Source organism: Enterobacter hormaechei ATCC 49162, from assembly GCF_001875655.1.
Lineage (GTDB): Bacteria > Pseudomonadota > Gammaproteobacteria > Enterobacterales > Enterobacteriaceae > Enterobacter > Enterobacter hormaechei.
Window position 1 is genome coordinate 1 of the sequence record NZ_MKEQ01000001.1, and the last position, 17,952, is coordinate 17,952.

At 49.4% G+C, this 17,952-nt stretch carries 29 protein-coding genes, 3 tRNA genes and 2 pseudogenes; 18 read left to right on the forward strand and 16 right to left on the reverse strand.

The window, feature by feature from the left end:
• The coding region (locus BH712_RS00005; RefSeq protein ID WP_481623433.1) for a phage tail fiber protein at positions 1–616 on the forward strand (616 nt) is incomplete at its 5' end.
• A 95-nt stretch (positions 617–711) separates the two neighbouring features.
• Here the strand turns inward: BH712_RS00005 and BH712_RS00010 are convergent.
• The 15 genes and pseudogenes from BH712_RS00010 to BH712_RS00085 form a co-directional block, all read right to left on the reverse strand.
• On the reverse strand, positions 712–978 hold the full coding sequence (locus BH712_RS00010; protein WP_006811040.1) for a DinI family protein: 267 nt from the start codon (positions 976–978) through the stop codon (positions 712–714).
• Positions 979–1,279: 301 nt separating this feature from the next.
• Positions 1,280–2,593: pseudogene (locus BH712_RS00015) on the reverse strand (tyrosine-type recombinase/integrase).
• Positions 2,594–2,643: 50 nt separating this feature from the next.
• Positions 2,644–2,891 (reverse strand): annotated as a pseudogene (gene xisR / locus BH712_RS25280) (excisionase family protein).
• Between the two features lie 84 nt (positions 2,892–2,975).
• Positions 2,976–3,290, reverse strand: coding sequence for a hypothetical protein (locus tag BH712_RS00035; protein ID WP_071850012.1), 315 nt, complete (start codon positions 3,288–3,290; stop codon positions 2,976–2,978).
• Entirely contained in the window at positions 3,283–3,624 is a 342-nt protein-coding gene (locus BH712_RS00040; RefSeq protein WP_226869021.1) for a hypothetical protein, read from the reverse strand. Before BH712_RS00040 ends, BH712_RS00035 begins: the two co-directional genes overlap by 8 nt.
• 11 nt (positions 3,625–3,635) lie before the next feature.
• Positions 3,636–4,055 (reverse strand): hypothetical protein, encoded by a 420-nt coding sequence (locus BH712_RS00045; RefSeq protein ID WP_006811085.1) that lies wholly within the window; start codon positions 4,053–4,055, stop codon positions 3,636–3,638.
• A 1-nt stretch (position 4,056) separates the two neighbouring features.
• Positions 4,057–4,308: a Lar family restriction alleviation protein gene (locus tag BH712_RS25320; RefSeq protein WP_006811084.1), complete on the reverse strand. Its 252-nt coding sequence runs from the start codon at positions 4,306–4,308 to the stop codon at positions 4,057–4,059.
• Complete coding sequence (locus BH712_RS00055; RefSeq protein ID WP_023337029.1) at positions 4,308–5,168, reverse strand: ORF6N domain-containing protein; 861 nt, start codon at positions 5,166–5,168, stop codon at positions 4,308–4,310. The genes BH712_RS25320 and BH712_RS00055 overlap by 1 nt, the downstream gene beginning before the upstream one ends.
• Positions 5,169–5,180: 12 nt before the next feature.
• Positions 5,181–5,687, reverse strand: coding sequence for a hypothetical protein (locus tag BH712_RS00060; protein ID WP_006811082.1), 507 nt, complete (start codon positions 5,685–5,687; stop codon positions 5,181–5,183).
• Positions 5,684–5,920, reverse strand: coding sequence for a ParE family toxin-like protein (locus BH712_RS25325; protein ID WP_420890500.1), 237 nt, complete (start codon positions 5,918–5,920; stop codon positions 5,684–5,686). The genes BH712_RS00060 and BH712_RS25325 overlap by 4 nt, the downstream gene beginning before the upstream one ends.
• Positions 5,874–6,281 carry a hypothetical protein gene (locus BH712_RS00065; RefSeq protein ID WP_006811080.1) on the reverse strand — a complete coding sequence of 136 codons (408 nt, stop codon included), beginning with the start codon at positions 6,279–6,281 and terminating at the stop codon, positions 5,874–5,876. Before BH712_RS00065 ends, BH712_RS25325 begins: the two co-directional genes overlap by 47 nt.
• Positions 6,274–6,498, reverse strand: a complete 225-nt coding sequence (locus tag BH712_RS00070) for a hypothetical protein (RefSeq protein ID WP_006811079.1) — start codon at positions 6,496–6,498, stop codon at positions 6,274–6,276. Before BH712_RS00070 ends, BH712_RS00065 begins: the two co-directional genes overlap by 8 nt.
• A gap of 106 nt (positions 6,499–6,604) precedes the next feature.
• Positions 6,605–6,991: a S24 family peptidase gene (locus BH712_RS00075; protein WP_032673909.1), complete on the reverse strand. Its 387-nt coding sequence runs from the start codon at positions 6,989–6,991 to the stop codon at positions 6,605–6,607.
• Between the two features lie 66 nt (positions 6,992–7,057).
• Positions 7,058–7,489, reverse strand: a complete 432-nt coding sequence (locus tag BH712_RS00080; RefSeq protein WP_006811077.1) for a helix-turn-helix domain-containing protein — start codon at positions 7,487–7,489, stop codon at positions 7,058–7,060.
• Positions 7,490–7,664: 175 nt separating this feature from the next.
• Complete coding sequence (locus tag BH712_RS00085; RefSeq protein ID WP_006811075.1) at positions 7,665–8,450, reverse strand: S24 family peptidase; 786 nt, start codon at positions 8,448–8,450, stop codon at positions 7,665–7,667.
• Between the two features lie 49 nt (positions 8,451–8,499).
• Here BH712_RS00085 and BH712_RS00090 point away from each other — a divergent pair, with 49 nt between their 5' ends.
• The 14 genes from BH712_RS00090 (at position 8,500) to BH712_RS24845 (ending at position 15,825) form a co-directional block, all read left to right on the forward strand.
• Positions 8,500–8,730: a transcriptional regulator gene (locus tag BH712_RS00090; protein WP_071850013.1), complete on the forward strand. Its 231-nt coding sequence runs from the start codon at positions 8,500–8,502 to the stop codon at positions 8,728–8,730.
• 1 nt (position 8,731) lies between these two features.
• Positions 8,732–8,929: a DUF4222 domain-containing protein gene (locus BH712_RS00095; RefSeq protein ID WP_032674120.1), complete on the forward strand. Its 198-nt coding sequence runs from the start codon at positions 8,732–8,734 to the stop codon at positions 8,927–8,929.
• On the forward strand, positions 8,926–9,858 hold the full coding sequence (locus BH712_RS00100) for a hypothetical protein (protein WP_006811073.1): 933 nt from the start codon (positions 8,926–8,928) through the stop codon (positions 9,856–9,858). The genes BH712_RS00095 and BH712_RS00100 overlap by 4 nt, the downstream gene beginning before the upstream one ends.
• 107 nt (positions 9,859–9,965) lie before the next feature.
• On the forward strand, positions 9,966–11,837 hold the full coding sequence (locus BH712_RS00105; RefSeq protein ID WP_006811072.1) for a toprim domain-containing protein: 1,872 nt from the start codon (positions 9,966–9,968) through the stop codon (positions 11,835–11,837).
• Between the two features lie 3 nt (positions 11,838–11,840).
• Entirely contained in the window at positions 11,841–12,623 is a 783-nt protein-coding gene (locus BH712_RS00110) for an antitermination protein (RefSeq protein WP_006811071.1), read from the forward strand.
• A 145-nt stretch (positions 12,624–12,768) separates the two neighbouring features.
• Positions 12,769–12,843 (forward strand) — tRNA-Lys (locus tag BH712_RS00115).
• A 5-nt stretch (positions 12,844–12,848) separates the two neighbouring features.
• Positions 12,849–12,923: transfer RNA gene (locus BH712_RS00120), tRNA-Gly, on the forward strand.
• A gap of 5 nt (positions 12,924–12,928) precedes the next feature.
• Positions 12,929–13,003, forward strand: a tRNA-Thr gene (locus tag BH712_RS00125).
• Positions 13,004–13,185: 182 nt separating this feature from the next.
• Positions 13,186–13,410: a class II holin family protein gene (locus BH712_RS00130; RefSeq protein ID WP_001752682.1), complete on the forward strand. Its 225-nt coding sequence runs from the start codon at positions 13,186–13,188 to the stop codon at positions 13,408–13,410.
• Positions 13,388–13,882: a lysozyme gene (locus BH712_RS00135; protein ID WP_071850014.1), complete on the forward strand. Its 495-nt coding sequence runs from the start codon at positions 13,388–13,390 to the stop codon at positions 13,880–13,882. The genes BH712_RS00130 and BH712_RS00135 overlap by 23 nt, the downstream gene beginning before the upstream one ends.
• Positions 13,883–14,007: 125 nt before the next feature.
• Positions 14,008–14,181 (forward strand): hypothetical protein, encoded by a 174-nt coding sequence (locus BH712_RS24840; protein ID WP_154816351.1) that lies wholly within the window; start codon positions 14,008–14,010, stop codon positions 14,179–14,181.
• Positions 14,178–14,642 carry a lysis protein gene (locus tag BH712_RS24255; RefSeq protein WP_082208499.1) on the forward strand — a complete coding sequence of 155 codons (465 nt, stop codon included), beginning with the start codon at positions 14,178–14,180 and terminating at the stop codon, positions 14,640–14,642. Before BH712_RS24840 ends, BH712_RS24255 begins: the two co-directional genes overlap by 4 nt.
• A gap of 197 nt (positions 14,643–14,839) precedes the next feature.
• Positions 14,840–15,526: a Rha family transcriptional regulator gene (locus tag BH712_RS00150; protein ID WP_006811069.1), complete on the forward strand. Its 687-nt coding sequence runs from the start codon at positions 14,840–14,842 to the stop codon at positions 15,524–15,526.
• 137 nt (positions 15,527–15,663) lie between these two features.
• Positions 15,664–15,825: a hypothetical protein gene (locus BH712_RS24845; RefSeq protein ID WP_023303625.1), complete on the forward strand. Its 162-nt coding sequence runs from the start codon at positions 15,664–15,666 to the stop codon at positions 15,823–15,825.
• Here the strand turns inward: BH712_RS24845 and BH712_RS00155 are convergent.
• On the reverse strand, positions 15,808–16,272 hold the full coding sequence (locus BH712_RS00155) for an aspartyl protease family protein (protein ID WP_006811068.1): 465 nt from the start codon (positions 16,270–16,272) through the stop codon (positions 15,808–15,810). The genes BH712_RS24845 and BH712_RS00155 overlap by 18 nt on opposite strands.
• A gap of 262 nt (positions 16,273–16,534) precedes the next feature.
• Here BH712_RS00155 and BH712_RS00160 point away from each other — a divergent pair, with 262 nt between their 5' ends.
• The 3 genes from BH712_RS00160 to BH712_RS00170 are packed head-to-tail and all read left to right on the forward strand — an operon-like array spanning position 16,535 to position 17,895.
• Positions 16,535–17,371, forward strand: a complete 837-nt coding sequence (locus BH712_RS00160; protein WP_006811066.1) for a phage tail tip fiber protein — start codon at positions 16,535–16,537, stop codon at positions 17,369–17,371.
• 11 nt (positions 17,372–17,382) lie between these two features.
• Positions 17,383–17,673 carry an HNH endonuclease gene (locus tag BH712_RS00165; RefSeq protein ID WP_006811065.1) on the forward strand — a complete coding sequence of 97 codons (291 nt, stop codon included), beginning with the start codon at positions 17,383–17,385 and terminating at the stop codon, positions 17,671–17,673.
• A 12-nt stretch (positions 17,674–17,685) separates the two neighbouring features.
• Complete coding sequence (locus BH712_RS00170) at positions 17,686–17,895, forward strand: hypothetical protein (RefSeq protein WP_006811064.1); 210 nt, start codon at positions 17,686–17,688, stop codon at positions 17,893–17,895.
• Positions 17,896–17,952: the final 57 nt, after the last annotated feature.

Here is a 17,952-nt window from a genome sequence, read left to right on the forward strand (position 1 = left end):
TGCATCTCACCATACCGATGCAGGTTATGCTGCACAGTTTGCAGCCAGGGGGCAAATTGGTTTCTTTTGGCGCACTCGAGAGGCTCTCAGTTTCAATGCCTGGCGAAAAGTTTACGATGATGGTAATACCACCAAAGCCAGCGACGGAACTCTTAAGGCTGCTTCACCGGTTGCCCGTATTGTGAAAAGCCAGGAGGAATGTCAACGCACTGATATAGATGAACCAGGTTTTGTCTGGTGCGGGTGCGGTACGGCGAACGCCGAGGCTGAAGGGATCAAAATCTCTCGGCTGGAAGTTGGGGTATATATTCTTACCGGTTCGGATGGCCTGGCATCAGAAGGCTGGCAGCTGCTGCCGCCAATGGACCCTGGCGGTATGGGGGAACTGGGTGTTGTTGAAGCAGAGCAGACAGAAAGCGGTGGGCTGACGATTCGGCTTTTTAAGCGGAAATACATGCTGAGCGATGAAGGGGAGATCGTCAAAACAAAGGGGGCTCCTATGGATGTTCCGGCCAACAGCTGGATCGACGTACGCCTCGACATGCCTGGGGATAGCATCTGGAATAAGCGTCAGAAAGAATCGAGTGAAGCGGCCTTACAGGAGCCTGCTTCGTAAAATAAACCGCCGCCTGTCGTATGCAAGAACGGGCGGCGGGTGGTTGCTCAGTGTTCATGCCCGAGCAATCGCCGGGAATACTACCTGAGTAAAACTCAAATACCAACCTGACGAACGGTAGGTGATTCTGAAGTTAACCACATGTCAGATTCATCAAACATTTCTTCCAGCATTCGGTTCAGTTTTTCACGATCACTTTTGCTGGCGTTGCTGTTTAAGGCGTTCGCCTGCATCGGCTTAACCCTCACTTCGGCATCAGGGAAAATCTGGTGCACCCGCTTCGTTAGCTCAGCCAGAATAATCTCTCTGGCGCCAACCAAACCATCAACATTACGCTTGTCATAGACCAGCTCAACGAACATAAAGACCTCCGGAAACGACTGTATTTTTAAAGAGAATTTATACTGGTTATTTGTACAGTGTCAACGGTTAGGTATATAGCACTTCAGAAGAGAGCTATGGGGCATGGATGGGGCAAAAAAATTGTTTTTGAGGCGGCTTGGGGCATGAGTGGGACATTTTTACTCATATGAACTTTGGTGATTTTCATATGAAGTGAATTTTATGTAATTGATAATTCTAAAGAATACACATGCTCTTGGGCGTTCTTTAGTGATTTTTAAAATTGCCGCGTCACGCAGTTAACATGTCGGGCGTTATTAACTAACTTACTGATTTCAATAATACTCTGGCGCTGCTATGTATGCTTTGGGGCATCTGTGGGGCAAAATCCGCGAGCCTCTGATTCAGCATTGCGATCTGCTCACTACTGCTGTCTGCCATCCACGCACCGTATACGTTAAAGACCATCTGGGCGCTCGCATGGCCCATCTGACTGGCAATGAAGCTGGGGTTAGCGCCAGCTGACAGGGACCAGCATGCATACGTGTGACGCGACTGATATGCTTTCCTGTGCTTTATCCCTGCTCGCTTCATAGCCGCGTCCCATAAATCACCTATCGAGTCAACTTTGTAGATAATCCCCACCTGCTGACATCTTCTGACCAGCTGAGGGTTGAAAACAAATGTACACTCGTGGCTCTCAGTTCTGCCGTACTCGCGCAGCTGAACATCGATCTGATGCTTTTTTCCAAGCCTGGTCATTTCCGCCTGATTCCTCAGGACGCTGATCGCAGGCTGAATGAGGTGTATCACTCTGTTGGTACTGGCCTCAGTTTTCGGTAGAGTGAATTCACCCAGTTTTGTATAATTGCGCCTGATTGTTATTGTTCCAGCTTCAAGATCGATATCCTCCCAGGCCAGGGAGGTCAGCTCCCCATGACGGACCCCTGTGTATACTGCTAGTGACCACAGGTTTTTCGTCTGCTGATGCCGGCATGCATCAATCAGGCGAATAAATTCGTCACGAGTTAGCGGATCTGGCTCTGCCCTGGCTTTTTTAAGAGGCTTGATCCCGTCGAATGGGTTCGCCTCTAAGTAACCGTGATCTGTGGCAAACTGAAACATTCCGGCAATAGTTGTCATGTAATAATTTACGGTGACAACACTTCGTCCCTTTGCCGGGACCTTCCCCTTCATTGGCATCTGGGTGACCAGTCAGTAAATCTTCCTGATATACAGTAATTCCTCTTTCGTTACCGCCGACACCAGCCGATTACCCCGATCCTTGGCACCATATTCCTTGCGACTGACTCATAACGGTTGAGTGCGTTCGCGCAGATTTCCATTCTCTTCAGATCCAGCCACTTTTCGGCAAGCTCTGACACTGTAATTTCTTTCTTACCCACCCCAAAAGTCTTGAGGTTAGGGGAGTCCGGAAACTGTGACGCGTACTCAAATGTGCCTGTTCTGATGGCAAAACATACCGATGTCCGCAGTTCCCCGGCGATCTTCCTGTTCTTAGCGGTGTCAGGGACACCGAGGTTCTCCCCTGACACGCTTACCTTTGAAATTAAACCAGATGCGCAATGTGCCACCGTGGTTTTCGACGCCTGTTGGATATGTAACTTTATCCATTGATTCCTCCAGACGCCCAAGAGCGATATGAGATTACCTTTTTCATGGCCTCAGATCACCCCAGGCTGTTTGTTTTTCATTGAGGCCACCCCACGCATCGACCGCTTTACGGTTATACATGCCACTCGCTGGAAAGGTTTCGGATTTCCGTCAGGTGAAACATGCACATATTCCCGCCCAACCAGCCAGCATTCTTTTCTGGCCCGGAGGATGGTTCCGGGCTTGAGGCCCGGTAACCGCAATCAGAACCTTTTCACTAACCCAGTCATTCGGTACCAGGAAGAACAACGTCGCTCATAATCACCTCACATCACACTCAGACCACGGCAGCGGCACCACGCATTATTCAAATCGACCATTTCACCCATTGGCGGCCTCCTTGCTAAATCCGGCGTTGATAACGCTTTTGGCCTATTTCGCTGGCGGTGGCGGTAGGCCAGCTCTCCATCCTCACCAAATAACTGCTGTTCATCAGCTCATTCTGGAGAACGCTGTCATAATCGCGGGGCCAGAAATCTGTCGGCATATCGAACGCCATGCAGTAGAAGAAGGTGTCGATAGTTATTTTGGCCGCCTCCTTCTCGCTCCTTTCGGGCTGGCGATAACCGGCCTCCCATAATGCATCGACTATCGCTGACGGATCGCTCTTTGCTGCCTTGATCAGCGCCACCAATTCAAACAAGTTGGATTCACTCACTGGCGGCCTCCAGCTTTGTTTCTGCGCGGTGTACGCAGCGCAGGAAAGAAGAGGGCGTGACAATCTCCCGCAGCTCTGCAATCAGATAGCTGTCACGCGTGTGATGCATCTGCCGGTTATGCTCTTTCTCCTGATGGCGAAGCACAGATAAACGAGCGGTGATGATTCGCTTCTTTTGCCCAATGGTCCGGCGGGCATTCTCTGCCCGCTTGCGCCAAGCCTGATCGGCATCATGCTTTAACAGTTGGCCGTCGATTACGATAAGGCCTTCTTCGGCCAGCGCCAGCTGCTCGAGGCATTCCCCAATTGTGTTCAGGGAGTCGGTCTTGATCATTGCACGGTCCATCATTTCACCTCGCTGTCTGCGTTCGCCACGACGTTATTCCACCCGCCAAAACTATTAACCATCTCTCCCAGCCTTGAGAAACAGGCATTCATCCAGCGGATGCCCCTTGGGTTTAGAGCTGGCACAGTTCCCCAATCGACGAAGTCCGCATTGCTGCGATGCATATATTTGATCAGGTCCAGCATCCGGATGTAATGTGCACGGCGACGCTCCATACTCCATCCCTTATCAGCGAGGTACGAGTCGATGAATCCCTGTAATGCTGTCTGATTAAGCGAAATATCACCGTACTGGTGGCGATATACAGGGCGACGGTGCAGGCTGACCAAATGAAACAAGTAGGCATCACATACACATGTCAGAGCCTGCCGGTGGGCCAGCTCAATAGAGCCAGCCGGATTCCAGATATCATTATTCACTTCAGAAGCCCTCCGGCTTAATGATCTGAAATCGCCCCACTGATGGGTGCTCAAGAATTTGGTATGAATCTGTCGCTTCTTTCGGCCGTGGTGCTCGCTGGTTCCAGATGGCCGCAGCCATATCACGAGCTTGCGGAGCTAGACTCACACTGCAGCAATCGCAACGGACTACAAACATTGGCTCGCCTTCATAAAGCACAGAATCGAAATCTATTTCATCGTTGCCACAAAGTGGGCAAGGAAGCAGTTCCATTATTTGGCCTCCGGTGAATAAATCGCTTTGTCGTGGCTGTACTCGCCATTCCAAGTCTTTTTCATTGGCAGCTCACCTTTCATGTACAGCTGATACAGACGGTGACAGCCTTTCTCCAGCAGTACTGGCGTAAACTTCGTGAAAGCATCCTTGCCGTGCGGGGTGATCTGCGTCTGGTCTTCCGTCAGATATTTGTCGCGGGCATATGAGGCGACGCGCCAGCGCGGATCTTTCTCTGGGTCGCGTTGCTCGTTAAACACCCAGCCACGCTCGGACGCCCACCACATCATTTTGTTGATGTTGACGCCGTTCAGCGCCTTGCTGAATGCTGGGATCGTCATGCCTTTGGTGAAGTGCTTCTCCAGGCTTTCAACAGTGGCGCTGAGGGTCCTGGTTTCGAGTGCAGCGGCTTCGGCGCGTTCTTCGGCTTCAATTACCATCAAGGCAAGTTCTTTTCGGCTAAGTGTCAGCGGTGTTGCCGGCGTTGCAATAGAGGCGCGGCGGGTGAAATAAAACTCAGCCATATCGTCGTAGAATTCCCAGGACTGATCTGTCTCGAGAATTTTGGCGTGGTTAGCTGCACCGCGTTCAGTCCAAAGAGTCAGGGTGCGAGCTTTGCTTGAGATTTGCAGTCCGCTGAAAGAGTTGCGCAAAATTTCAACATCTCCGCCAGAAAGCTTGAAGTAATGTTTACCTTCAACGAACCGGGATTTGTTGCGGTTGAAGTTGTTGGTGATCATCTGCTCGGTTGCGCCATATCCTGCCGCCAGCTGTTCAGTGGTCACAACTCGCTGACCGCGATACTCGATGATCTGCAGGTCACGGGCCGCTACTGGTGCTAATTCTGCTTTCATTGCCATCTTCATTGCTCCTTAATGCAAAACGTGATTGGCTGGCATTGTTTTACCGGTGCGCAGCTGGGCAGCGAGATCTACAAAAATCTCGTCGAGAAACTCTGCGAACCACGAATGACCGACTTCTTTCAGGCGCTGATCGTTGGCGTAGTAGAACTGGTAAACCGCCAGATAGCGTTCCTCAGGCTTGTGCTCGATCAGTGCGCACTCCACATGCTTAATCAGCAGATTTTCAATAAGTTCCCGGGTTAAGCCGAAGGTAAACTCCTCGGTTTTAAACTGGTATTGCCCGTCACGGAGTCCCCAGCGGTTTTCGCAGCTGATGAGATAAAGAAGGGCGACCGTACCGCGCATGGACTGGACGACGGTTTGAGCCCACTCATGCTGCTCTTCTAAAGTAAGGGAGCCCTTGCCATAGCGGTTTTCGTCAAGCATCCAACCAGGAATCGTTACGTCGGATTGCTTCTGGATTTCCTTCAGGCGAGCAACAAGCTGCTTCACGTTATCTTTTTCAAAGTCAGTCATCTGTCTTTCTCCCGGTTATAGGTTTCATGGCTCATTACTTCCCAGTTCTTGCCGCCATCGCGGGATAGTAGCCGCCAGCGGTGATTTACCTTCAGGCTCAGATTCCCGGTGCCGATCATGCGGCAGGGGTGAATCCTCCTCGCTCTGAACTGGCTTAAAACGTGTGCTGCTTTGAGGTGAACCCACTCAGGAATTCGTATCGCTGTAAGAGCCATCAGATCCCTCCATTTCATGACCCTCCGTTTTCGGAGCCTCCACTTTTTGTTTTTTGACGAACTCGACCAGCTCAGAAATGAGCTCGTCGATTAACTCCTTCCCGCTATCCGTAAGGAATTCACCGCTGCCATTAACATCAACAGCGCTGCTGTAAATTCCCTTGATAGCTTTTACGCCTTCGACATTCCCGTACTCACTGATCGCAAGCCTTTCGAATTTTCTCAATAATCCATCGAGAAGAATCTCTGTTAACTCGACCGTGTTAATGCCGCCTTTATTGAGCTTAATAACAAGGCAGTTACTGCCTGTTTTACGCTGGTGGCGTAATAACGCTGCTTTTAAAATTCGGCGGCGATATGTCTCGATTAATTTATCCATTGCGGCGAGCCTCCTCCTCTAAGCTCATAACAATTTCCTCTTCTTTTTCGGTCCAATCATGAATTTCGCCAGCAATGTCATAAACAAGAGAGCAAATAGTTTTAAGTTGGAAATGGTCCAGTTTGTCGTGATATTCAAATAATGTTTGCGATAAACCAGCCAGTTGCTCGGCTTTGATGTTCACAACCTGAATGTCTTGCCTTTTTAATAAGCTCATAATTACCGACCATATGCTTTTTTAAGATAAAGACGAGCGATTACCTCGTAACCGCAGGCCGCATAAAGGCATGCTGTTCTATATGCCGATTTATCAATGATGAAAGTCATACGAAGCGCCTCACAGCCAAAGAAGCCACCACCCGACCGTGAATTTTGATTTCTTTCTGTTCATCGGTATTAAGGGTGAAAGTTTCGTAATGATGGTTATCAGAAATGATTTTTAATGAGCCATCAGCTAATGGCTCAATTCTCTTAATGAAAAGACATGGGCGACCAAAAGCATCCATTGTGTAAACATAAATGCCAGAGGTAAGCGCACGTCCACCGCAATCAACGAAAGCCACAACCTCACATGGTTCGATGGTCGGCTGCATTGAATCACCTTCCATCCGGCAGCTTTGTACGCGGTTGCCAAAGTCATTGATGTTGTCAGATCCGAACAGCATTTGAGGCGTTTTAACTGGCTGATTAACTGCGACGGAATTTTGCATTTTCATTTCCTAAGGGTGAGTTTGTCCCCACCAAGAAAGGTGTTAATTAAATAATGTTAATTAATTTTAAATTTTGTCGGCTTGCTTGCAGATGGTTTCTTGCAAGTCGTCTAATTTTTCATAAACGATAGTTAGTGTACCGATAGCCGACAATTCCGGAGGCATGCAATCCATAGCGTTAGATAAAGCCATTCTGCAATTGCCAATATCAGCAGACCATGAGTTAAGTTGATTGGACGTTATAATACTTGTTGGTTCTGTAAATTCACCGCACTGCTCGTTTCCTGAAATGAGCCACAGAACATCAGAATGAAGAATGTTAGCCAATTGGATTAACTGGTCAGCAAACGGAACAGTTTTTTCCGTTTCCCAGTTGTTAATGGTTTCGGTTGTTAAACCAAGATGATCAGCCAAAAAATCCTGAGAGAGTCGAAGCGAAGATCTTTGATTTAATATTCTTTTGCCGATGGTTTTGGCTACGGTGATTTGAGTATTCATTTCATTGGCTCCGTTGTTTGCCGATGAATGAACTTTATCTCAAAGATAAATTTTGGTAAATATCTTTTTGATAAATTATGATAAATTAATGGTTATGATATTGATATATATAGTAAATTATTTTGTGCAGGGCATAAAAAAACCAGCCGAAGCTGGTTTTTTATATGTATGAGTCTCACCCCAAACGGTTGTATGACATTTGCCATCTACCGACAACTAAGCCCTGAATGTGAAACTCGCTTTGATCAGTTTCAGATACAAACCATTTTTCGTAAGTTGAATTATCGCTGATGACTACCAGCTTGTCCTTAAGCAGCTGTAAGCGTTTGATATGAAAGTTGTCACCATAAACGAACGCATAAATCCCATCACCTATCAACCGGTTTACCGTAACGTCTATAACGACAAGATCCCCAGGGAAAATAGTCCCGAGCATGCTATCGCCGACAACCGTGCAGATTTTCAGGGAGGTAGGGCTACGCCCACCAAACATCCTTTTAGCCTCCTCTGGATCAAGTTCAATCGATTTAACTATTTCAGGATAGTCCATGTTCATCCTGCCACTTCCGCAACTGAACTCAGTGTCCAGCACCTCAATTCGGTATTGTTGCTGATTTTTTGTCAGTGGATTTATGAAAAAGTTAGGCTTGGTACCAGATGCATCAACATCTGCTCTCTTTGAATCCATCCAGCCATGGGGCAGGCCCATACTTGACTCAATTCTCCTAGCTATTATGTCACCAATGTTACGAGAGGCGTTAGAGCCAGATAACTGACTCAGTTGAGAAGGGGGTATACCAATTTTTTCAGCAATTTGTGCCTTGGTATAACCTTCCACGATGTACTCACCAATCAACCTGTTTAGGTTCTGACGTCGAATGTTTTTTATGTCCATGACCAAATACTCCCACTTTTTAGCAATATGATAAATACCCAATTTGATAAATTTATCTTGCCTCATAGTTATCGTAAAGATAAACTTTACCAAAATGATAAATTGAGGTGTGGGTATGGAAAACGAACTTCTTTCCTGGCGTCGTGCTTCCACTAAAGAAGAATGGCACGCTTTGGCAGTTAAGAGCGGTACATCAATAGGATATTTGAATCTTATTGCCTACGGATACAGAAATGCGTCACCAAAACTTGCAACTTCTATTGAAGCAGCAAGTAGAACTTTTGTGGGTAAAAAACCCCTCAAGCGAGAAATGCTTGTTTTCCCACATCCGGGCAATGAGGTGTGACATGTCACATCCAATCACTACCGAAAACCAAGTTAAGCCATTGGATATCGATTATCGCGATCCGCGCGGGGTGATTGTGCATGTCACCGGCTGGAATCGGGATAAGCAGCAGGTGTATTTCACCAGGCAGAATTATCCGCATGAATGCATGCAGCCTGTCTGGAAGTTTCAAAATTATTTCAGGAGGGTTGTGGAGTGAGCAATTTCTTACAGCTCGTTGATCGTCCAATAGCCTTTCAACGGTCCTTCGTTCGCCTTGGCGTGGGTATTACAGGTGCATTGCTATTGTCACAGATTGTCTATTGGCAGAACCGCATGGAAGGGAATTGGTTCTACAAAACCCAGACAGATCTCGAAGAAGAGACTGGATTAACGCGTTACGAACAAGAGGGAGCGCGTAAAAAGCTGGTTTCCTGTGGCGTACTGGAAGAAGCAAAACGTGGCATCCCAGCAAAATTATATTTCAGAGTAAACCAGGAGCGCTTGGAAGAACTTCTACTTGGCGAAAACCAGCATGCAGGTATGGGGAAAACCAACAAACAAGGATGCGGAATTTCCGCAAACAGTGATGCGGAAAACCAGCATGCAGGTATGGGGAAAACCAACGAGCAGTCATGTGGAAATTCCGCATCCATTCATACAGTAGATTACCAGGAGACTACACAGAAGATTAATACAGAGAATAAATATCTTGGTGCATCGGCTGAAGCCGACACACCGAAAGTGAAATCTTCAACTGATTATTCTCCTGCATTTGAAGAAGCCTGGCAGGCATACCCAAAGCGTAGCGGTGGAAATAACAAGCTAAGCGCATTCAAAGCCTGGAACGCACGTATTAAACAGGGCGTTAAACCAGAGACGATGCTGGAAGGGGTTAAGCGCTACGCAGCTTTCATGGCCTCTGAGGGAAAGATCGGTACTTCGTTCGTCAAGCAGGCGGCGACGTTCTTCGGGCCGGATAAACATTTCGATGAACCGTGGCTGGTAGACACCCAGGAAAACAAAGTCCCTACCCGACAAGACCAGTCCCGCTACGAGTGGTACGCAAAGTCTGATGACGGCTCTGCCGAAGTGTTTATCAATCAGTCAGCGATCGATCGCATGAACCGTGGCGGGTATCGCCCATGAAAATACTCCTCAAGCGTGTGCTGGTGGCCGGATATAACCACGGCGTTCTGTGCGAGGGATTTGTGAGATGGTTTTTTGTTAAATTCGATTTACGGAGTTTGTGAGTTATGAGCCCAGCTGAACTATCAGAAAAACTATGGGATAACGCTGAACGCGTCGCTAAGTTTCTCCTTCCGAAAGGACATCTGGAGGGGAAGGAGTGGTGTGCTGGCAATACGAACGGTGACTCAGGCAAAAGCCTCAAGGTCAATATCGGCGGTAAAAAATCATGGGCTGACTTTGCCAGCGGAGACAGTGGTGACCTGCTGGATCTCTGGGTGCTGGTGCGTAATTGCCAACTGCACGATGCAATGCGAGAGGCGAAAGAGTTCCTTGGCCTGAAAGATGACGATCACCACTTCGAAGCGAAGAAAAAAACGTTCTCTCGCCCGACGAAGAAGGGCGTTAAATCGGCCAGCAAATGCTACGACTATCTTGCTTCACGTGGCATTACCCGTGAAACGGCCGATCGTTTTAAGGTAACAGACGCGGTGGTCTGGTATCACGACGAAAGCCGCGAGGTACCAGCAGTGGCATTCCCGTACATCCGGAATGGTGAACTGCTACAGGTAAAACGTATTGGAACCGAAAGGCCAAACGGCAAAAAACTGATTATGGCTGAAGCTGATTGCGAACCATGTCTGTTTGGCTGGCAGGCTCTGGATAAAAACACCCGCCTGGTAGTTCTGTGCGAAGGTGAGATTGATTGCATGACCTTTACGCAGCTTGGCTATGATGCCCTGTCTGTTCCCTTTGGCGGTGGCAAAGGGGCCAAACAGCAGTGGATTGAATATGAATACCATAACCTCGATCGCTTCCAGGAAATTTGGCTGTGCCTGGACAACGACAATGTAGGCCGTGAAGCTGCAAAAGAAATCGCCAGACGTCTTGGGGAACATCGTTGCCGCATGGTTGAACTTCCCCACAAAGATATCAACGATTGCCTGATGAACGGCATGGACAGCGACTCCATTCTGGAATACATGGAGCGCGCCAAATTCTTCGATCCCGATGAGCTTTGCTCAGCAGGGGACTTGCTTCAGGAAACTATCGAGGCATTCGAACATCGGGATACCGGTCTGTTTACAAGCCCATGGGCTTCGCTGAACAACAACTTTAAGTTCCGTGCCGGTGAACTGACCCTCGTTAATGGCGTTAATGGGCATGGAAAAACAGAGCTCGTTGGACATATCGCGATTGATGCGATGAGTCAGGGCGTCAGGACGTGTATTGCTTCTCTGGAGCTTAAACCAGGCAAAATGCTTGCCCGACTCACGCGGCAAACCATCTGCACTTCCTCACCGAAACGTGAAGAAATCATTATGACCAACGAATGGTTTTCTGACCGCCTTTGGGTATTCAAACTTACCGGAACGGCCAAAGCAGACCGGCTTCTTGAGATTTTTGCCTATGCCCGGCGCCGCTATGGCATTGAGCTGTTCGTCATAGATAACCTGGCTAAATGTGGCTTAGACGAAGAAGACTACACAGGTCAGAAGGACTTCATCGATACGCTGTGCGACTTCAAGAACGAGCATAACTGTCACGTCCTGCTGGTTACCCACGCCAGAAAAACAAACGACTCCGCTCCAACCGGAAAGATGGACGTAAAAGGCACTGGCGCCTTAACCGACATGCCCGACAACGTTATGGCCGTCTGGCGCAACATTCCCCGTGAGCTGGCGCAGAGAAAAGCGGATCGTATGGGTTATGAGAGCCTCGACAAAGACGAACAGGCCGCGATCAATCTCCCCGCCTCAATGATTCGTTTGTTGAAGCAACGAGAAGGGGAAGGGTGGATCGGTGACATCGGAGCTAATTTCGACTCTCGCTCTCACCAGTTCCTGGAAGGCGAGAAAAAACCATTTAACTACCTGGTCGGTAAGCCGCAAAGCGAGCTTGATCTCGAGTGGGAAGCCAGCAACGTAACGAGGGTTTGAGATATGGAACTTGAAGCATCACTAAAACACTTTAGCCCTCAGGGTATGCACATCAGCGACGACGTGAAAGGAACCTCTCCGGATCGTCTCACCGGCACTGATGTTATGGCAGCGATTGGTACCACCAGCAGCCGTGCGCGCTTCGGTCTGGCTGCTTTCTTCGGCAAGTCCGGCATCAGCAAAACAGATGAACAGCTCGCAGTTCAGGCGCTGGCACGGTATGCAATTGAAAAGGCACCAAAAAATATTCGTAAGGTGGTGGGCGCGCAATTGGGGAGTTGTATGCTGGTGCTGGCGCAATTTGCCTTTGCTGATTACTCCCGTTCGGCGGCTACCAGCGTGACGTGTCACAGCTGTTGTGGTACCGGATTTATCTCCGGGCATGAAGATGTAATTAAACACCCTGGTATCTTCGACGCTGACGGTGCCGAAGTGGTGGCCCCGAAGATTAAAAATGAGCTGGTGAAAAGGGTTTGCGAAACCTGTGGAGGGAAAAAGGTAATCCTTGCGCGGTGCAGATGCGGCGGTAAAGGTGAAGTGCTGGATCGCAAAGCGACCAAAGAACGTGGCGCACCGGTTTTCAAAACGTGTGAACGTTGCTCTGGTAATGGCTTCTCTGCTATCTCCTCGGCGACGGTACACCGTGCCATTCTGAAGCGTCTCCCGGACCTCCATCAGTCCTCATGGTCACGCAACTGGAAACCCTTTTATGAAATGCTGGTGGACACGCTGCGCCAGGGGGAACGTCACGCGGCAGTAGAATTTGAGAAGGCAACAACTTATTAATGTGATCGGAACAAATGGCGACACTTTTTTGCACGTTAGTGTTGACTTTGCATAAAACTGTCCTGTATGCTTCTGATTATGGAGTATAACGCCTGTAGATAATTAACTTCGAAAAGCCCGCCACGTTGCGGGTTTTTTTATTTCAGGGTCAGAAGCACAGCGGTTGTGCGTTCGGCTTTTAACCAAATGGTCGAAGGTTCGAATCCTTCCTGTCCCGCCAATTCTGCATCTGTCTTAGTTTGGGAATTACGTCTGGCTTCCAACCAGAAGATGCGGGTTCGATCCCCGCCAGATGCTCCAAATTCGCCGGTCTAGTTCAGTGGCAGAACGGCAGCCTTGTAAGCTGCGCGTCAGAGGTTCGATTCCTTTGCCCGGCACCAGAACCCACTACCTGGGACCATTAGGCCAGAGAGCCGACATTGCCTTACCCTCATCTTCCTGGCTTGTCGCCGGGTTTTTTATTCAGGCCGCAGACAATCAATTCCAGATGCCCCGTAGCTATCGTGTCTGACGGCCTTTCCCACTACACGAACAGCACCCGCTAACTACGCGAGGTGAGAGCATGTATCGCATGGAAAAAATAACCACTGGTGCTGCCTATGGCGCTTCAGCCGGGAGCATCCTAAACGGCATGCTTAATGCCTACAGCCCCGAGCAGTGGAACGCTATCGGCGTGCTGGTGGGTATCATCATTGCCGTACTGACGTATCTGACGAATCTATATTTCAAGATCCGCGAAGACAACCGCCGCAGCAGGAGCCGAGATGAACCCGACACTCAGGAATAAACTGGTGGGTGCCATTGTTGGCGGATCCGGAGCAATCACCATTGCTGCAGTAATGCTGGGTAATGCGGATGGGCTGGAAGGACGGCGCTATTACGCTTATCAGGATGTTGTCGGCGTCTGGACTGTTTGCGACGGGCACACCGGTGCCGACGTTCGCCGCGGTCACCGCTACACCGACAAAGAGTGTGACAACCTGCTGAAGGCAGATCTGCGAAAGGTGGCAAACGCCATCGACCCGCTGATCAAGGTTCGCATCCCAGAGCCTACCCGCGCCGCGCTTTACTCCTTCACTTATAACGTTGGCTCTGGTGCTTTCGCCAGTTCCACGCTGCTGAAGAAGCTGAACTCCGGTGATGTGCCGGGGGCATGTAAAGAACTGCAGCGCTGGACGTATGCCGGTGGCAAGCAGTGGAAGGGGCTTATTACCCGACGCGAGATTGAGCGTGAAGTATGCGAATGGAGCCAAAAATGAGAGTGGCATTACTGGTAGCATTATTCATGCTTACGGCCTGTGATCGTGGCCCTGAGCCAGCAAAATCAACAATGGCTGTTTCCTCTCAACTGTCCTCTGACGCAGACCGCATTAAGGTGACCAAAATGTCAGAGTTCAGGGATACCCTGGCTTACGATAACTGGCGTGGCGTATACCTCATTCAGGATCAGCAAACCGGGAAGGAATACATCGGCATAAGCGGTATCGGCATTTCTGAAGTAGGTTCGCATACGCAACTGGTAGGCAAAGTTCAGCAATCCGTAAGGGATGAGCGATGAGCCGATTAACAGCAATCATCTGCGCTGTCGTTATCTGCCTGCTGGTTTCCATGGCCTGGGCGATTAACCACTACCGCGACAACGCCATCACCTACAAAGACCAGCGCGATAAGGCCACCAAGAATCTCAACCTGGCTAACGCCACCATAAAAGACATGCAGACCCGCCAGCGCGATGCAGCTGCGCTGGATGCCAAATATACGAAGGAATTGTCCGATGCGAAAAAAACCATTAACGATTTGCGTCGGGATGTCGATTCTGGCGCTAAACGGCTGCGCATCGCCGCAACCTGCCCTGGAGTGCCAAAAGCCACCTCCTCCACCGGCGTGGATGATGCAGGAGCCCCCGAACTTACTCCAGACGCTCGACGGAATTATTTCGATCACCGGGACGGAATCGCAACCGCTGACAAGATGATTCGCGGCATGCAGGACTACATCAAAGAGCAGTGTCTTAAGTGATTCGTCACCCAAATAACAGAGCCTGACTTCGGTCGGGCTTTTTTATGCCCGAATTTCACCGCGCACCGCAGCGCATTCAACCCACGTCGAACCATACCCTTTGAAATGAGCCTTTGAGGAAGTCAGTTAGTGCTGGCGAGCCTCGACGGGCTGATTTCCTATGCGGCAAAGGTTCATCTCAAAGAAAGGTACACGCCATGCAATTAGTTGAAATCAAGAAGCTCGACCTGGTCACCAACTCGGCAGTGATCGCCAGTGGTGTCATGAAGGATCACAAGCCAGTGATTCAGCTCATCAGGAAGTACAAAAGCGACCTCGAAGAGTTCGGAAGGGTGGAATTTGAAATGCGACCCTTTCAAACCGATGGAGGCATGCAGAAGCAGGAAATAGCACTGCTAAACGAACAGCAAACCACGCTGTTGATCACCTACATGCGAAACAATGAAGTTGTGCGTGAATTCAAAAAGCGCTTGGTATATGAATTCTTCACTATGCGCAGCGCGCTGGCGAAGAAGAAGATGGATCGCAACTCGGCGCGTCTGGAGTACAAGCCTATGACCGATGCCATCAAGCATGAGCGTGAGGCGCAGGGTAAGCAGATCGCCCCGCATCACTTCAGCAACGAAGCTGACCTGATTAACCGACTGGCGCTGGGCATGACGGCGGCCAAGTTCCGCGTGCATCACGAAATCGGGAAGAAAGAGCCGATCCGCGATTACCTGACGCCGGAACAAATTCACTGCATCACCGAGCTACAGCGCGCCAACACGGTATTCATCAGCATGGGGTGGGACTTCGAACAACGCAAAGAAGTGCTGCGCGGCATGTTCGAGCGTAATCACCGCCAGCCACTTATCGAAGAGCAGCACCGCTTGGCCGCATAACCACAAATCTGTGGTTTTTGAGAGCCGCTTTCACAACGGCTTTCCATTACAAAGCTCACCTGCTGGTGGGCTTGATAATGGTAAGTATTGTCTTCGGGCAGGCTTTGTAGATGTTAAGCGATTATTAAGAGGCAATCATGACTTTAGCTGAACGTGTAAAGAGAATTGAGAGCGAATTAAAAGATATTAAATCGCAACTCAATTCTGGTACCGATTCTAGGAAAACAGCAAAAGCAATGCCCTTATCCAGTCTTGCAAAAGAGGGAGGTATCCCTGGGGGGTTAGTTAAAAAATGTTAACTCAAATACTTGATTGGAAAAATCCATCGTAAGGGCGCCCATTTTAATTAGTTGCATTCCGAAAACGACTTGGAATTTTCTCCCGTTACTTACCAATGGCACTGAAGTCAATTCTGTTGAAAAAACTCTTTCGTCCTCAGTGAACGATATTACCGCATGCCGAACTGTAGTTTCTATTGTTGAGGTGGCTCCGCTCACAGTTGTTTTTTCCGCGATTGGGAGTTTTAAATTGTCAGCAAAGTCTGAATCCACATAGCAAAGATCTGCTCCGGTATCTATAAGTGCGTAGGCACCAGCCTTCAATCCATTTGGATTATAAACGTTTATATCTTTTGAGCTACTTGGCCATACTGTCAATGGAACTACGGGAATTGCATGCTCCGTGGGGGTATCTGATACCGATCCATCAATAGGGGAAATAAACTTGATTTTTACTTTGGTGATCATCCTTTTTCCTTCGAAGAGTTATTCAGCCATTCCTCCTCTTTGCGTGAATCAGTGTCCCACCACTGACGGGCTGAATGCTCACCTTAACCAGGGTTAAAGCAAAGCAACACCCTGATATTCAGACAGTAGCCGCCATCGTGCGGTTTTTTAATGCGCATCTCACGCGCACATCAAAGAAAGTCTTTCAGCTGTGAGCCTGGGCAGACCGTTAACTTTCGGCGGCATTGCCGTGCGACAGGCTCACATCTAAAAGGAAACCCGAATGAAACACTTATCGCTACAGCAGGCGATGCTTGGCCTACGTATCGTTCAGACCGACCATGGCATGATCATCAAAAGCCCCGCTGGCTCTGCTGAGTACGACCTCAAAGGCCGCCGTACAAAAGTGAGTGGTTACCCTGAATATTTTCCCGGCCAGCTGCGCGTGAAGGATATGCGCACCAAAACACGCGGACGTGTGGAAATGTCCGGCGGTGAGCTAACAGCCTATGGTGAGGACGGTTCGGTCAGAATGCGCGTGGGGCGAATTAACCCTCCAGCAGAACAAAAGCTGGTGGACGAAATCTTGAAAAGTTTACCTGACACCTCTGCCTTCAGAGACCTTCTGGACGAAACCTACAATTACGGCCAGCTGGGTACAGTAACTATCAATACCGCTAACTTTATTCACAACTACCTGGGTGAGTCTGACCCTAGATTAATGAGCGGTCCGGATTCCGATGAATCAGCAAAAGCCGCCTGGAGTATAAAAGGCCACACTGATGACGCTGGCGTCGTTCACGTAGCTGGAATGGGTGTTGCTGTTGAAGATGGTCAACAGCAGGTTGAGTTTAAAGCGGATCGGTTTGCAGTTATTGGCGCGGCACTGAGCACAATCAAAAGCGCACTCCATGCCGCTGAAGTAAAGACCCGCCTCTCTGACGATATGCGCGAAGCTGTCATTGATGCCATACGCGAAAGCGATGTGTTCAAGGCGCTGCAGGCGTCACAGGATGCTCAGGCTTCGGCACTTGTCACCACGCAGCAGGCTATTGAACAAGCCGCAAGCGATGCTATCCGCAACGCGCTGAAGCCAGGTGGTCTGCTGTATCGTCCCTGAGGATTCAGTGTATGGCATCAAACTCCCCCTGGCATAACCTCTACAACACGAAGCGATGGTACCGCCTGCGCCATCACCAGCTGCAACAGCAGCCGTTGTGCGAGTTTCACCTCAAGCGTAATCAGATCGTTTCGGCGGCTGTAGTGGACCACGTTAAGCCGCATAAAGGCGATGAAACTCTCTTTCACGATCCAGAAAATTTACAAAGTTTATGCAAACGCTGCCACGACTCCGTGAAGCAACGCATGGAGAACGGCGGAACGGTGACCGAGTTCGATGAAGAGGGTCGGGTTATCTGGTAACAGGAGCATGCAATGCAGGACCTGAAGATTGAATATCGTGATGGCAGGCTGACTGAGTTGAGCATTGATGGTGTGAAGTTCAATGGTGTCACCGCTATCAGCTTCACCCACGAAGTTGGCGAGACGCTACCTACCGTCAGCCTGTCGATCCCGATCGGTGTCGGCGACTCACTGGTGCCGCCCGGCATGTCCCGCGAAAACCTGCGGATCATCGAAAAATGAGATTCATTCTCGTTTGAAAGGCGCGATGACAGGGGGGGGAGGGGTAAAACTCTGACG

Bases quoted from the DNA above. Each gene is read 5' to 3' on its own strand.
- BH712_RS24845 (WP_023303625.1), top strand. From the start codon at position 15,664: ATGACTTTAGCTGAACGTGTAAAGAGAATTGAGAGCGAATTAAAAGAT.
- BH712_RS00070 (WP_006811079.1), bottom strand. From the start codon at position 6,498: ATGAGCTTATTAAAAAGGCAAGACATTCAGGTTGTGAACATCAAAGCC.
- BH712_RS25325 (WP_420890500.1), bottom strand. From the start codon at position 5,920: ATGAAATGGAGGGATCTGATGGCTCTTACAGCGATACGAATTCCTGAG.
- BH712_RS00150 (WP_006811069.1), top strand. From the start codon at position 14,840: ATGCAATTAGTTGAAATCAAGAAGCTCGACCTGGTCACCAACTCGGCA.
- BH712_RS00085 (WP_006811075.1), bottom strand. From the start codon at position 8,450: ATGAGGCAAGATAAATTTATCAAATTGGGTATTTATCATATTGCTAAA.
- BH712_RS25320 (WP_006811084.1), bottom strand. From the start codon at position 4,308: ATGGAACTGCTTCCTTGCCCACTTTGTGGCAACGATGAAATAGATTTC.
- BH712_RS00080 (WP_006811077.1), bottom strand. From the start codon at position 7,489: ATGAATACTCAAATCACCGTAGCCAAAACCATCGGCAAAAGAATATTA.
- BH712_RS00060 (WP_006811082.1), bottom strand. From the start codon at position 5,687: ATGACTGACTTTGAAAAAGATAACGTGAAGCAGCTTGTTGCTCGCCTG.
- BH712_RS00090 (WP_071850013.1), top strand. From the start codon at position 8,500: ATGGAAAACGAACTTCTTTCCTGGCGTCGTGCTTCCACTAAAGAAGAA.
- BH712_RS00155 (WP_006811068.1), bottom strand. From the start codon at position 16,272: ATGATCACCAAAGTAAAAATCAAGTTTATTTCCCCTATTGATGGATCG.
- BH712_RS00010 (WP_006811040.1), bottom strand. From the start codon at position 978: ATGTTCGTTGAGCTGGTCTATGACAAGCGTAATGTTGATGGTTTGGTT.
- BH712_RS00130 (WP_001752682.1), top strand. From the start codon at position 13,186: ATGTATCGCATGGAAAAAATAACCACTGGTGCTGCCTATGGCGCTTCA.
- BH712_RS00105 (WP_006811072.1), top strand. From the start codon at position 9,966: ATGAGCCCAGCTGAACTATCAGAAAAACTATGGGATAACGCTGAACGC.
- BH712_RS00040 (WP_226869021.1), bottom strand. From the start codon at position 3,624: ATGATCAAGACCGACTCCCTGAACACAATTGGGGAATGCCTCGAGCAG.
- BH712_RS00165 (WP_006811065.1), top strand. From the start codon at position 17,383: ATGGCATCAAACTCCCCCTGGCATAACCTCTACAACACGAAGCGATGG.
- BH712_RS24840 (WP_154816351.1), top strand. From the start codon at position 14,008: ATGTCAGAGTTCAGGGATACCCTGGCTTACGATAACTGGCGTGGCGTA.
- BH712_RS00065 (WP_006811080.1), bottom strand. From the start codon at position 6,281: ATGGATAAATTAATCGAGACATATCGCCGCCGAATTTTAAAAGCAGCG.
- BH712_RS00160 (WP_006811066.1), top strand. From the start codon at position 16,535: ATGAAACACTTATCGCTACAGCAGGCGATGCTTGGCCTACGTATCGTT.
- BH712_RS00055 (WP_023337029.1), bottom strand. From the start codon at position 5,168: ATGGCAATGAAAGCAGAATTAGCACCAGTAGCGGCCCGTGACCTGCAG.
- BH712_RS00135 (WP_071850014.1), top strand. From the start codon at position 13,388: ATGAACCCGACACTCAGGAATAAACTGGTGGGTGCCATTGTTGGCGGA.
- BH712_RS24255 (WP_082208499.1), top strand. From the start codon at position 14,178: ATGAGCCGATTAACAGCAATCATCTGCGCTGTCGTTATCTGCCTGCTG.
- BH712_RS00095 (WP_032674120.1), top strand. From the start codon at position 8,732: ATGTCACATCCAATCACTACCGAAAACCAAGTTAAGCCATTGGATATC.
- BH712_RS00075 (WP_032673909.1), bottom strand. From the start codon at position 6,991: ATGCAAAATTCCGTCGCAGTTAATCAGCCAGTTAAAACGCCTCAAATG.
- BH712_RS00110 (WP_006811071.1), top strand. From the start codon at position 11,841: ATGGAACTTGAAGCATCACTAAAACACTTTAGCCCTCAGGGTATGCAC.
- BH712_RS00170 (WP_006811064.1), top strand. From the start codon at position 17,686: ATGCAGGACCTGAAGATTGAATATCGTGATGGCAGGCTGACTGAGTTG.